10 protein-coding genes are annotated in these 12,660 nt (G+C 68.2%); 6 read left to right on the top strand and 4 right to left on the bottom strand.

Features of this window, described 5'->3' with window-relative positions; translation table 11 throughout:
- Positions 1–126: 126 nt before the first annotated feature.
- Both BR39_RS0118615 and BR39_RS0118610 read left to right on the top strand, forming a co-directional pair.
- Complete coding sequence (locus BR39_RS0118615) at positions 127–747, top strand: glutathione S-transferase family protein (protein WP_029914968.1); 621 nt, start codon at positions 127–129, stop codon at positions 745–747.
- 44 nt (positions 748–791) lie between these two features.
- Positions 792–2,060, top strand: coding sequence for an MFS transporter (locus BR39_RS0118610; protein WP_029914966.1), 1,269 nt, complete (start codon positions 792–794; stop codon positions 2,058–2,060).
- 14 nt (positions 2,061–2,074) lie between these two features.
- Here the strand turns inward: BR39_RS0118610 and BR39_RS26595 are convergent, their stop codons facing one another.
- The 4 genes from BR39_RS26595 to BR39_RS25895 form a co-directional block, all read right to left on the bottom strand.
- Positions 2,075–2,569, bottom strand: a complete 495-nt coding sequence (locus BR39_RS26595; protein WP_156035830.1) for a lytic transglycosylase — start codon at positions 2,567–2,569, stop codon at positions 2,075–2,077.
- A gap of 79 nt (positions 2,570–2,648) precedes the next feature.
- Positions 2,649–4,232 (bottom strand): AMP-binding protein, encoded by a 1,584-nt coding sequence (locus BR39_RS0118605; protein WP_029914964.1) that lies wholly within the window; start codon positions 4,230–4,232, stop codon positions 2,649–2,651.
- Between the two features lie 98 nt (positions 4,233–4,330).
- The gene (locus BR39_RS0118600; RefSeq protein WP_029914962.1) at positions 4,331–5,380 is read right to left on the bottom strand and encodes a serine hydrolase; all 1,050 of its coding nucleotides are present in this window, start codon (positions 5,378–5,380) and stop codon (positions 4,331–4,333) included.
- A complete protein-coding gene (locus tag BR39_RS25895; RefSeq protein ID WP_081916894.1) occupies positions 5,380–6,162 on the bottom strand; it encodes a GntR family transcriptional regulator in 783 nt (260 codons plus the stop codon). The genes BR39_RS0118600 and BR39_RS25895 overlap by 1 nt, the downstream gene beginning before the upstream one ends.
- 549 nt (positions 6,163–6,711) lie before the next feature.
- Here BR39_RS25895 and BR39_RS0118590 point away from each other — a divergent pair.
- The 4 genes from BR39_RS0118590 to BR39_RS0118575 are packed head-to-tail and all read left to right on the top strand — an operon-like array spanning position 6,712 to position 12,659.
- Positions 6,712–7,062, top strand: coding sequence for a hypothetical protein (locus BR39_RS0118590; protein ID WP_029914958.1), 351 nt, complete (start codon positions 6,712–6,714; stop codon positions 7,060–7,062).
- A gap of 8 nt (positions 7,063–7,070) precedes the next feature.
- Positions 7,071–7,952 (top strand): hypothetical protein, encoded by an 882-nt coding sequence (locus BR39_RS0118585; protein WP_029914957.1) that lies wholly within the window; start codon positions 7,071–7,073, stop codon positions 7,950–7,952.
- Positions 7,903–11,358, top strand: coding sequence for a hypothetical protein (locus tag BR39_RS25420; RefSeq protein WP_035018663.1), 3,456 nt, complete (start codon positions 7,903–7,905; stop codon positions 11,356–11,358). The genes BR39_RS0118585 and BR39_RS25420 overlap by 50 nt, the downstream gene beginning before the upstream one ends.
- Entirely contained in the window at positions 11,355–12,659 is a 1,305-nt protein-coding gene (locus BR39_RS0118575) for a hypothetical protein (protein WP_029914954.1), read from the top strand. Before BR39_RS25420 ends, BR39_RS0118575 begins: the two co-directional genes overlap by 4 nt.
- The last annotated feature ends 1 nt before the right edge of the window (position 12,660 follow it).

The raw sequence follows: 12,660 nt of genomic DNA, 5'->3' as shown, positions 1-12,660 counted from the left end.
GTACAAAAGTTTTGACAACGACCGCCGTCCGGCCGATGAAAAGAGGCTTGGTCGCACAAGAAGAAGCGTCGCGCGAGCCGTCGTCGCGACGCCGGGCCAAGCCTTCGGGACGGGAACAGGCCGGGCATGATCGAACTCTACCATTGCGTCGACACGCGCTCCTTCCGCGCCCTCTGGGCCCTGGAAGAGATGGGGCTCGACTACCGCCTGCATGTGCTGCCGTTTCCGCCGCGGGTGCTGGCGCCCGACTATCTGGCGACGAACCCGCTGGGCACCGTGCCGCTGCTGATCGACGGCGACGTTCGGATGACCGAGTCCGCCGCGATCCCGCAATATCTGGCCACTCGCCATGGTCCCACGCCCCTGGCCGTCGGCGTCGACGAGCCGGACTACGGGCTGTGGCTGGACTGGCTGCATCGCAGCGAGGCGACGCTGACGTTCCCCCAGACGATCGTGCTGCGCTACAGCCGGCTGGAGCCGGAGGAGCGTCGCCTGAAACAGGTGGCCGACGACTACGCCCAGTGGTTCCTGTCGCGTCTGCGCCATCTGACCCGCGCCCTGGCCGATCGCGAATGGCTGTGCGCCGGACGCTTCACCATGGCCGACCTGTGCGTCGGCTTCGCCCTGATGTCCGCCCGCGACCTGGGCCTGGACCACAAGTTCAGCCTTGAGATCTCGGCCTACTGGGACCGGCTGGCCGCCCGGCCCGCCTTCATCGCCGCCAAGGCCGCGCAGGGGCGCGCCTAGCCCTTCCTTGTCCCTGACGCCTTTTCCGATCGCGAGGACCCACCATGACCGACGAGACGCGCGCGCCGACCTCGAGCCCCGCCTATGCCCGCCTGGTGCTGGCGATGCTGCTGGTCGTCTACACCTTCAACTGGCTGGATCGGCAGATCCTCGGCATCCTGGCGCCGGTGATCAAGGCGGACCTGGGCCTGAGCAACACCCAGCTGGGCGCGCTGGGCGGCATCGCCTTCGCCGCGCTCTATTCGACCCTGGCGATCCCGCTGGCGCTGGTCGCCGACCGCACCAGCCGCAGCTGGGTGATTACCGGGGCGCTGGTGGTCTGGAGCGGGTTCACCGCGCTGTGCGGCTTCGCCGGCGGCTTCTGGCAGCTGTTCCTGTTCCGCCTGGGCGTCGGAGTGGGCGAGGCGGGCGGCGTCGCGCCCAGCTACGCCCTGATCTCGCAGTACTTCCCGCCCGAGCGGCGAGCCCGAGCGATGAGCATCTATTCGATGGGCATTCCGGTCGGCCTGGCCATGGGCGTGCTGTTCGGCGCGGCGATCGCCAAGGCGGTCGACTGGCGCGCGGCCTTCGTCGTCATCGGCCTGGCCGGCGTCGTGATCGCGCCGATCTTCCGGCTGGTGGTCAAGGAGCCGCCGCGCGTGGCGGCGCCGGGCGGCCACGCGCCGGTCGGCGCGGTGTTCGCCATCCTGGCCCGCAAGCCCAGCTTCTGGCTGCTGGCCTTCGCCGCGGCGGCCAGCAGCACGGCGGGCTACGGCCTAGCCTTCTGGGTGCCCTCGATCCTGATCCAGGCCTACGGCTTCGACCTGACCGCCACCTCCTGGTTCTACGGCTCGCTGCTGCTGGCGGGCGGGACCACCGGGGTCTATCTCGGCGGCGTGCTGGCCGACCGGCTGGGCCGTGCCGACCGCGGCGCCTACGCCCGGGTCTCGTCCTTCGCCTGGCTGGTCACCGCGCCGCTGTTCGTGGCGGGGCTGATGTCGCCGTCGCCGGTGATGGCGTGGCTGTTCCTGCTGATCCCCAACGCGCTGAACATCCTGTTCGTCGGACCGCTGACCACGGCGGCCCAGCACCTGGTGCCGCCATCCATGCGCGCCACGGCGGCGGCGTGCTTCCTGTTCATCAACAACCTGATCGGCATCGGCGCCGGCTCGTGGCTGCTGGGCGGGATCAGCGACGTCATGAAGCCGCGCTTCGGCGACGAGGCGCTGCGCTACTCGGCGGTGGCGCTGGTCAGTCTCTACCTGGTCGCCGCCCTCCTGGCCCTGTTCGCGGTGAGGCCGCTGCGCAAGGACTGGGTGGAGGAGGCGGCCTAGGGCGGCTTTCGATCCTAGACGGACTGAACCGGGAAGCGCTCTCGCTTCAGAAGCGCGTCGTAGGCGCCGAAGATCGGGAACTGTTCATAGTTACCACTCACGTCAATCTGAGCACTGGCGTTTTCAATCGAGCAATGAGGATGGAGAATTTTCTTCTGGATATTTGTAGTGCCAATCGGGTCGAATAGGTAGTTCGTACCACTAATGACTTGGTCTGAGGTTCCTTCAAACTCGCGGTGAGTTGCCATCGAAAGGAAAACCCTACCGTCGCCGGCCTCTTGAAACGAGTACGACATATATTCGCGCAAGTTCTCGTCCAGAAACCCAACGCCACAAGATCTTAAGTTCACTTCGATGAAGTGCGTTGGTCTTTGAGGTGATCCGATCAGCACCGTGTACAAAGTGCCTGCGGCGTGGGCCTGTCTGGCGCGATCTACGTCCCAAGCTTCGATGGCTTGCTTCTTGGCTCGAAACCAGGATTTGCAGAACGTGACGTTGGTGGTGCTCATCAGGTTAAGCTACCGGCGTTAAAGGCCGTTCGCCACCCATCACCGCCCTTGCCGGCGTCAACCTTCAGGCGGGGGTGGTTCACCCGGCGCCGTAGGTCGCCCGCAGACTCAGCTTGTCGATCTTGCCCGTCGCCGCCAGCGGCATGGCCGGCAGGCGCACGACGGCGTCGGGGATCCACCACGAGGCGATCTTGCCGCGCAGGGCGTCGAGCAGGGCCTGGTCGGTGATCTCCGCCCCGTCGCGCAGCTCGACCAGGAGGAGGGGGCGTTCGCTCCACTTGGCGTCGGCCTTGCCGATCACCGCCGCCAGCGACACCTCGGGCAGGGCGCAGACCAGGGCCTCGATCTCGGACGGGTTGATCCACTCGCCGCCCGACTTGATCAGGTCCTTGGCGCGGCCGGTGATCATCAGGTTGCCCTTGTGGTCGATCCTGGCGAGGTCGCCCGTGTCGAACCAGCCGTCGGCGTTGGTCGCCGGCTGCTCCTGGCCGAAATAGCGCTCGATGACGGCGGCGCCGCGCACGTGCAGGCGGCCTTCCTGGTCGCGCTGGTCGGCCAGGGGCGCGCCGGTCTCGTCGGCCAGCATCAGGTCCACACCCAGGGCCGGCCGTCCGGACACCGAGGCCCGGCCGTCGATGTCGCCCAGGGTGCTGAACACCCCGACGGGCGACAGCTCGGTCATGCCCCAGCTGTTCTGGACGGTGACGCCCAGCTGGCGCTCCAGCCGCTCCATCAGGGCCGGCGGCGTCTGGGCGCCGCCCAGGATGATCCGCTTCAGCGAGGGCAGGGCGGCGCCGGTGGCGTCCAGATGCTCGCACAGGCCCAGGAACACCGTCGGCACGCCCACGGCCACTGTCACGCCCTCGGCGGCGATCAGGCGGGCCAGGCTGGCGCCGTCGGTGTGGCGGCCCGGCAGGACCAGCTTGCTGCCCGCCGCGGGGGCCGCGAACGGCAGGCCCCAGGCGTTGGCGTGGAACAGCGGCACCACCGGCAGGATCACGTCGTCGACCCGCGCGGCCAGCACGTCGGCGGCCAGCATCTTCAGGGTGTGCAGGAAGCTGGAGCGGTGGGTATAGGTCACGCCCTTGGGCGCGCCGGTCGAGCCGGAGGTGAAGCACAGGCCGGACGGTGAGGTCTCGTCGAACCGGCCCCAGGGCACCTCGCCCTCGGCGGCGGCGAGCAGGTCGTCCAGGGTCTCGACGACGGCGCGCGGGTGGCGGGTCGCGGCGACGCCGTCGATGACCAGGATGCGCTCGACGCCGGCGGCGTGGTCGGCGACCTCCAAGGCCAGCTTGGCGAGATCGGCGCTGACGATGACGATCCGGGCGCCCGACTGGTCCAGCATCCAGGCCAGTTGGACGGCGGTCAGGCGCGGGTTGAGCGTGTGGCAGACCGCGCCCATGCCCATGATGCCGAACCAGGCCTCCATGTGCGCCTGGGTGTTCCAGGCCAGAGTGGCGACCCGCCGGCCGGCCGTGACGCCGAACCCCGCCAGGACGGCCGAGACCTGCTTGGCGCGCTCGCGCAGCCCCGCATAGGTGACCCGGGCGTTGTCCTGGCCTTCGCGGGCGGTGACGACCTCGGTGTCGCAGTGCCACTTGGCGGCGTGGTCGAGGATCGCGTCGAGCGTGAGGGAGAAGGTCTGAATGCTGCCGTCGATCACTGGGTCGTCATCCTGCAAGGCATAGGGACAGGGATGGGCCGCTCCGCCTTCGGAGGGCCTCCCGGTTCAGAACGGGGTGGAGCGCTGGGCGCGGAGGGTTAACCGATGACCTTCATCAGCCTGAGCCACAGCTGCTGATCGAAGTCGGCGTCGTTGGCGCCCGCGCCGGTGCGGACGACCACCAGCTTGCGGCTGGGCACGACATAGAGGCGGCGGTCGAAGGCGCCGAGCGCGCCCACCAGGTCGGCGGGCGCCGCCGGGATCAGCTGGCCCTCGCGGCGTCCGGCCTGGGCGCGCAGCGTGTAGTCGGCGCCGTTCAGCCACCACAGGCGGCCATAGGCCGGGTTGGCGGCCGAGCGCGTGAACAGGGCGTCGAGCTGGGCCTTGGAGACCACGCGCTTGCCGTCCTCTGCGAGCCCGCCGTGCAGCACCATCAGGCCGAAGCGCGCGACGTCGTGCGGGGTCGTCACCAGGCCGGTGGCGTTGCCGACCGAGGCCAGGGCCGCCGGACGCTGGCGCCAGGCGGTGTCCTTCATGCCCGTCGGCGCGGTCAGCCAGTCGCGGGTGATCGTCTCCAGCGGCTGGCCGGCGGCGGCCGCGACGATGCGCTTGGTCATCGCGTAGACCGGGGTGTTGTAGAAGAAGACCGAGCCGGGCGGGGCCACATAGCCGAACTGCTCGTTCAGGCCCGAACTCATCGTCATCACGTCGATGACCCGGATGCCGGCCTCCTGCTCGGGCGAGGCTTTGGACCAGCCTGCGCCGAGGTACCTGGAGACCGGGGCCTGGATGTCGAGCAGCCCCTTGTCGATGGCGATGGCCGCCAGGATCGCCACGAAGCTCTTCTGCTGCGAGGCGACGTCCTCGAGGAGCGTCCCGTCCGGCGCGGGGCCGTAGACGAAGTTGGCGAACATCCGGTCGTCCTGCGGGGCGGGCCAGGTCTGGTCGACCAGCGTCGTTCCGTCCTCGATGACGATGAAGCCCGTGCTGCCGTGGTCGTGCAGGTAGTCGAGCAGGGCCTGCAGGTCCGGCGACGGGGCCGCCGCGTGGATCGCGGGGGCGGCGCCGGGGGCCGCGCAGGCGACAGGACCGGCGGCGAGGGCGCAGACGGCGGTCGCTGCGATCAGGCGGAGCAGCGCGTGTCGCATCAGCCGGGTTTCCGTTTGGCGGGCGCGCGCCGCTTGGGCGCGGACGACGGCTCGGCGGACGGCGCCTCGGAGATCAGGCGCGGCCCCCGGGCCAGCATGATGCGGGCGACCTCGCCCTGCATGAAGTAGAGGATGTCGCGCGCCGATTGGCTGGCCCGGTCGGCGTCGCGGTCGACCAGCGCGGCGCGGACCCTACGCCAATGCTCGTAGGGGCCCGGTCCGTTGGCGTTGATCGCCAGGGCCAGGTAGGAGAAGTGGAAGCGCGTCTTGCGGCGTACGGCCTCGATCATGCGCTGGCCGTCGGCGCTGGCGCAGCTGGTCATGTCGCCGAAGATCGATTCACTGACCTCCATGATCTGTTCGGCCGGGGCCTTGGCCTCGGCGTCGGCCAGGAGGCGGTCGATCTTGGTCAGCATGCCGCGGATCAAGGTGTCCGAAGCCCGCAGGCAGGCGAAGCGCGCCGCCATGCCATAGAGCGCGGCGCGGACCTCGTAGAGGTCGAAAACCTCCTCGACGGTCGTCGCGGAGACGCGCGCGCCCCGGTTCTCCTCGATCTCGATCAGGCCGTCGTCGGCCAGGGTCCGCAGGGCGCGGCGCACGATCGAGCGTCCCACGCCGAATTCGCTGCAGAGCTTGACCTCGCGAAGCCACTCGCCCGGGGCGAGCTCGCTCTTCTGGATGCGGACCCGCAGGGTCTGGGCCAGGTCGTCGGCGGTCGGGGCCGAGCTCGCGGCCGCGTCCTTCACCTTGGACTTGCCCGATGGTTTCGCTGTGGCTGCCAAAGACGTTTCCTCACACGGACTCGTTGCGCTTCACCGAGAGCCTGCCAGTTCCGTACGCCCTCATTCCTATTTCGCGCGGAACAGGGCGGCAAGCGTTTTGTCGTGTTGAATGTAAAGATTGTTGTACAATATCGGAATCTGGTCTGGCGATCGGAAAGCTCGGAATAACAGTCCTGTCCGGGCCAATTCTCGCGGGTTTCCCGCCCCGGGGCTCGGGCGTCGAGGGCTGTCGTGAGGCTTTCGGGTGCGGCCTAGAGCATGGCGTCCGCACCGTTCCGCGCGTCGCGATTCCAGCGGGGTCCAAGCGGAGCCGTGGCTGGACGGCGCGACCTTGGCGCGCGGGCGACGATGAGGGGGAAGCAGGGGTGCCTGGGCGCGAATGGGAATTGCCTAGCTTGTTTATAACTATCTGTATTTATGGGGAATTTATTCGACAAGATTCCTAAAGGTTGTGACGGTTTTGCAATAATCGAATAAGTAGCGCTTGTCCATTGACTCAACAATTAAGACGCGATTTAGTGCGCGCACCCAACCAGAAGGTGTGAACCAATGCCGACCTATAATTGGAACCTGAACGCCACCGTCCAAATCCAGACCGTGGTGTCTTCCCAGGGCAGTTCGACGAACAACGTCGCCACCGTGAACATCATTTCCGCCGGCCAGACCCTGTGGACCACGACGCTGATCCAGACGTCCAACGTCGGCGTCGTCGGGGGCGACCTGATCATCGGCACGGGCTCCGCGGCCACGGTGATCTATGCCGGCAGCAACTTCACCCTGACCGTGCCGACCGCCCTGACGGGCGGCAGCAACGCCGCCGCCATCACCTTCGGCGCGCCCAACGAGCCGAAGCACGACTACAACGGCCTTGTCGCCAGCTGGACCCTGACCTCGACCTGACGGCTTGAATGCTTCGCCTCAGCGTTCTGGCGCTGGTCTTTGTGTTCTATTCGGGGGCGCTGGCCCGGGCTCAAGATTGGTCCGGCCAGCGCGACATCTCCGGATTGACCATCGACTACGCCGTCAGCGGCGCTGTCGCGCAGGTTGGCGTCAGGCTGACCCTGAACGGCCAATTCGTCGATGACGCCGTCCTCACCTACGCCGCCCCGACCCACAACTTCTCGGTGACGGCCAATGGGATGAGCGCAAGCGGAGCCATCAGCCTAGCGGTCGTTCAGGATCCCAGCCCCTCGAGCCTGGTCGGAGACTTCGCCGTGGTGGACGCCACCGGCAAGAGTGTTCCCTTCAAGGGCGACGTCGTGTCCTGGGTCGCCCCCGACAATTTGGAGTTGTTCAGCGTCAACTACAATCTCACGGGAAACCTCAGCGCCAGGACGGTTGTACTGAACGGCGCGCGAGAAGGAGCCCGGGTCGACTACCTGACGGGCGAGACTCTGCTCTACAGCAGCCTTCTGTTGCCGTCGTCGAATGTATCCGTGACGCCTTTCGACCTGGTGATCGGCGATCTGAAACTGAACAAGGGCGCGCAGCTGACCCTGACGCCGCCCTCGAACCTATCGAACGGCATGGTCGTCCTGGACTGCACTTTCTCGTCCGTGACGATCCCGCCGACAAGATTCACCGGTGCGATCGCCTTCTGGCCGCTTCAGGGGGTGCTCCCGATGCAGCAGGACGGCGCCGTCGTCGGAGATCCAAAAGATGTCGGTTCAATTCGAGCAAGTCTTCGGGTCCGACCTCTATCAAGTCGCTGGCGGCGGCTCGACCGGCTGGTGCGGGTACATGTTCCCGCCCGCTGGCGGCAACCCGAACAAACCGATCTCGCTGGATGACGCCCTGAACGCCTACGGCGGGTCGTTCGTCTTCGCGCCGCTCGCGCCCGGCTTCACCGACACCGACACCGCCAACACCTTCGTCGGGACGGTCCAGGCCTGGCTGGCGAACGGCAATACCTTCTTTGGCCGGTACTTCGTGTGGATGCCGCGGGCGGGGACCCAGCCGGTGTTCGGCACGCCGACCTATTCGTCGACCGGTTCCAGCGGCTTCGCCTTCGCGTTCTCGCAGCAGGCGGGGGGATGGACGGTGCAGAGCCCGTTCAACGCCCTGGTCGGCCTCAACATGTGGCTGTCGATCGCGCAGGGCGTCTTCATCTCGGCCCCGGGCGACGCCCTGCAGTTCTACGGCCCGCAGGATCCCGGCATCAGCTACCGGTCGCCCCAGGCGCTGCAGCTGACCGTTCCCTCCGACTACGCCTTCATCCCCCTGACGGGGAACATGTCCGGCTGCTTCGTGCTGGAGGGCGGCATGACCGTCTCCAGCCAGCTCGGCGGCTTCCTGATCGGCATGCAGTACGCCTATGGCCAGGCCTCGGGCGGCGACGTGGTGCAGCAGTTCGAGCTCCTGGACGTGACCAATACGCCCAGTCTCGGCTACGTGGCGGCGTTCGACCCGCTCGACCCGCTGTGCACGGGCCCGGCCTCGAACCCGGCGATGGGGATCTATCGCACGATCGTCGCCGCGGCCCCGGGGACCTCGGCCCTGGCCAGCCTGTTCCGAACGGTCAACAACGACCCCGTGACGCTGACGCCGCGCAGCGCCGCCGCCCTCCCGACCGGCCCGACGCCCCAGGACGGGGGATTCATCTTCCAGCCCGTCGGTCCGCTGCAGATCGGGGCCAACCTCCTGCCGGTCCAGGCGAACGTCTACATGACCGTGGCGGGCGACTACCTGACCGGCGCGGCGGGGGCGAGCGGGGCCGTGGTCCTGATCCCCGGCCTAGCCGGCACCGAGAACTTCGCCCTGGGTCCGGTCGGCGCGGCGTCGGTGGACGCGCTGCGGTTCGTCGGGATTTCCCCGGCCTACACGCCGCAGTTCCCCCTGCCGCCGTCGGACATCGCCAACCCGACCACCGGCAAGGCCCAGCCGACGCTGCCGGTCACCGATCCCCCGACCTACATCACCAGCTGGGCGCAGGTGGTCCCCGGACAGGGGGACCCGCCGACCTACAGCGCCCAGCCCCAGGGCAACGCCCTCTACGGCCCGGGCGGGGCGTTCAGCGGGAACAGCAAGACGGTCGCCGGAGCCCTGCGGCCGACCACGCCCATCGGCACCGTCGATTTCCCGATCGTCGCCTGGGCCGGCGCCTCGGGCGCCATCCCCGTCGCCGGGTGGGGCGAGTACGAGAGCAAGGTCCTCAGCGCCACGCGCCGCAACGCCCTGCAGAGCCTGGCGCGGGGCCAGGTCCATGCCGCCAAGGCGCTTCGCGCCACCCAGCTGGCGGCTCTGGGCGCGGCCGCCGACACGCCCATCGTCCCGAACGGCACGACGCCGCAGGGGCTGCTGGCCCAGCTGGACCAGAGCGGCGGCCACGCCAACTACGAGGCGGTGATCCTGGCCCAGTCCAACGACCTGGGCGAACCCACCTCCCAGATGTCGTTCCGGAACGTCGACGCGGTGCTGCAGGGCCTGTTCCAGACCAACCAGCTGTTCGCGGTCATCACCAACCCCACGCACCTGGGCCAGTTCGCCAACGTCGTCGACATCGCCGGCTGGAAGATGGAGGCCAATGTCGGCGCCAAGTCCGGCTCGTCCAACGTCAGCAACGTCATGATCATGAAGTTCTGCGAGGGGACGCTGAGCGACCTGGTCGACAAGCCCAGCGCGTGGACCGACCCGGACGACTTCTCCAACCCCGATCCCAATATCGGCGTCGCCGTGCTGTCCCAGGCCCTGAGGCAGTATATCGACATCGCGCTTAAGGCCGCCGAGGGCGGCAACACGCTCTACGCCAACTTCGCCAGCATCGTCACCAGCTCCGAATGGCGGGGCATCCTGGTGCTGGGCGCCGACATCAATCCGACCGACCTGCCGCCGCAGCTGGCGGGCCTGGCGGCCGGGATCAACTTCACCAACTTCCGCGCCCACCATTTCGGCGTCTCGGTCAGCCCGGTCAGCTATGACGGAACCACCCTGAAGATCCCGGGCGCCAGCAGCCTGTTCGGTCTGGTGGACTATCAGCTGCCCGCCTTCGCCCAGAGCGTGGCCGGCGGGGCGCCGCCCACCTTGCCCCTGGCCCTGCCGTCGTCGGGCGCCTACAACTTCACGGTGCTGCAGCTGCAGAGCCTGTTCGAGAACAGCGCCCTGGTCGACTTCCGCAGCCACGTCCAGGTCACGACCAACGTGCTGTTCGGCTCGAAGGTCACCGCCTCGTTCTTCAACGCCACGCGCCAGGCGGCCAACAGCGTGGTCCTGACCGGCTACTACCAGAGCGAGGGCGGGCAGGGGACCTACCTGTTCGAGAGCGACCTGCCGACCGTGATGGTCACCGACAGCAACGTGCTGCGCTCGGTCCTGGTCTCGAAGGTCGTGTTCAACACCCTGACCAACAACGACAACGGGACACCGCCCAGCATCCTGAGCCGCATCCTGATCTCGGGCAGCTTCAACTTCGCCGTCCTGATGAGCCAGCAGGACACGGCGTTCGACCTGATGTCCTACGGCATGGCGGCCGACGCCCCGGCGGCCACCGCCACCGGCGGCCTGATGTTCTCGAACCTGCACATCGACATGTCCTCGCCCGTGGCGAGCCCCAACGTGACCACCTACACGATCGTCGAGGACAACCTGGCGTTCGACCTGGCCAACAGCGTGCTGCGCGCGGGCAGCCTAGTGTCGGGCCTGACATTGCAGCCGCAGGCGTTCCTGGTGTCGGCGGCCGGCACGACGCCCGCCGCGCGGGGCTTCCTGCCCGTGGTGCTGGACGAGGGCGCGCCGCCTCAGACGGCGGTGACCCAGGCCTGGTACGGCGTCTCGTGCCTGATCAACATGGGCGGTCCCGGAGCGCTGGCCTCGGCGGCGGGCTTTAACTCGACCCTGCTGATGGCCTGGAGCCCGCAGACCCCGCAGAGCGCGACCAGCTACGCCGCCTTCGCCGGGCTGCAATTGCCCGGCGCGGCGCCCGGCGCCAGCGCCTTCAGCCTGCAGGGCGTCGTCAACCTGAAGGTCGACACCATCTCGCTGTCGCTGGCCCCGGTGGCCGGCGGCGGGGCCGACGCCTTCACCCTGAGGCTCAGCGACATCTCGCTCAGTTTCCTGGGCATCGCCAAGCTGCCGTCGGGATCGAGCATCGACCTGTTCGTGTTCGGTTCGCCGGACGGGAAGGGCGCCTTGGGCTGGTACGGCGCCCTGATCGAGGACCAGGGCAAGTCGACCGCGCTCGTCGAGGGAGTTTCGGCATGACCCGGGTCCTGTACTGGAACATCGAGAACTTCGCGATCAACAAGATCCAGAACCCCAGCGCCAAGAAGCGCCAGAGGGGCGGGGCGATCAAGGTCGACCTCTCCTCGGCCCAACGCCTCACCTACATCTCCCGGCACGTGACGGAGATGGACCCGGACATCTTCGTCGTCGTCGAAATCGAGACGCCCTACAACAACAACCGCGGCGTCCTGTGCGGCGGCGGCGGCGCGACCGGCGTTCTGGCGCTGCTGGGCAGCCTGCGGGTCCTGGACGCGAACTGGTGCCTGGTCCCGCCCCTGATCACGGGCAACAAGGAGGCCGTCGCGGTCTTCTTCCGCGCCGACCGCGTCACCTTCACGGGGCCGGACCAGTGGAACGGCGGGATCGGTCCGACCGTGCCGAACCTGGCGGTGCCGATGGCCCAGGCCTATCCCGCGCCCTGGAACAACTGCCTGCCTGTCGCGAACTACAGCGCCGCCCGGGTGGAGTTCCCCGGTCTGGTCGGCATGCCGCCGGCCAACGTCAATTTCGGCGTCGATGTGCGCCATCCCTATCAGACCACCTTCCTCGACGCGGGCGGGCGGACCATCAACATCTTCGCGGTGCACGCGCCGGCCAATTTCGCGGGGGCGACCGCCTTCCTGCAGACCATGACGACCATGGCGGCGATCAATTCCGCCGGAGCGGCGAACGAGTTGCGGCTGGTGCTGGGCGATTTCAATCTGGCGCTGCTGCGCGTGGCCGACAGCACCTACACCAACTGCTACGCCCCGTTCACCGGCCTGGCCAATCCGTACACGGTGGCGCTGGAGCCGGCCGGGGCGCCGCCGAACCCGCTGCTCGGCTACAGCGGCTACTTCGCCACGCATATGCGGCCGAGGGGCAACGCCCGTTGCTGGAGCAAGACCGCGTCGGTCGCCTACTATCCCAGCTATTTCTACACCGGCGACAGTCGCGGCTCGGCCAACGAGTCGATCGACAACGTGCTGTACCTGGCCGGAGCCGGCGGCCTGCCCGCGGCGCCGGAACTGACGATCGTTAACGGCGTCGTCGGCTCGCCCTACGACAACGCCGGGGCGGATCCGGGGGGCGTCCCGCAGGGAACCGAGCCCTTCGTCCGAGACGTGAACTGGTACTGGGCGGGACTGAACCCGCAGTGGATGGCGCCGAACGGGCCGGCGCCCGATGTCGCCCCCCAGTTCAACGTGGCGAAGGGCGTCCGCGGCTGGTTCCTCGGCTGGGACGTCTACGGAAAGATCCGCAGCACCAGCGACCATCTTCCTTTGTTCTTCAACGGATAGG

Source organism: Caulobacter sp. UNC358MFTsu5.1, from assembly GCF_000712075.1.
Lineage (GTDB): Bacteria > Pseudomonadota > Alphaproteobacteria > Caulobacterales > Caulobacteraceae > Caulobacter.
The sequence above is the reverse complement of the archived record's forward strand: the minus strand, read 5'-3'. Positions and strand labels throughout refer to the sequence as shown.

Excerpts from the sequence above, each read along its gene's own strand:
- BR39_RS0118615 (WP_029914968.1), top strand. The coding sequence starts at position 127 with ATGATCGAACTCTACCATTGCGTCGACACGCGCTCCTTCCGCGCCCTC.
- BR39_RS0118610 (WP_029914966.1), top strand. The coding sequence starts at position 792 with ATGACCGACGAGACGCGCGCGCCGACCTCGAGCCCCGCCTATGCCCGC.
- BR39_RS26595 (WP_156035830.1), bottom strand. The coding sequence starts at position 2,569 with ATGAGCACCACCAACGTCACGTTCTGCAAATCCTGGTTTCGAGCCAAG.
- BR39_RS0118600 (WP_029914962.1), bottom strand. The coding sequence starts at position 5,380 with ATGCGACACGCGCTGCTCCGCCTGATCGCAGCGACCGCCGTCTGCGCC.
- BR39_RS0118590 (WP_029914958.1), top strand. The coding sequence starts at position 6,712 with ATGCCGACCTATAATTGGAACCTGAACGCCACCGTCCAAATCCAGACC.
- BR39_RS0118585 (WP_029914957.1), top strand. The coding sequence starts at position 7,071 with ATGCTTCGCCTCAGCGTTCTGGCGCTGGTCTTTGTGTTCTATTCGGGG.
- BR39_RS25420 (WP_035018663.1), top strand. The coding sequence starts at position 7,903 with ATGTTCCCGCCCGCTGGCGGCAACCCGAACAAACCGATCTCGCTGGAT.
- BR39_RS0118575 (WP_029914954.1), top strand. The coding sequence starts at position 11,355 with ATGACCCGGGTCCTGTACTGGAACATCGAGAACTTCGCGATCAACAAG.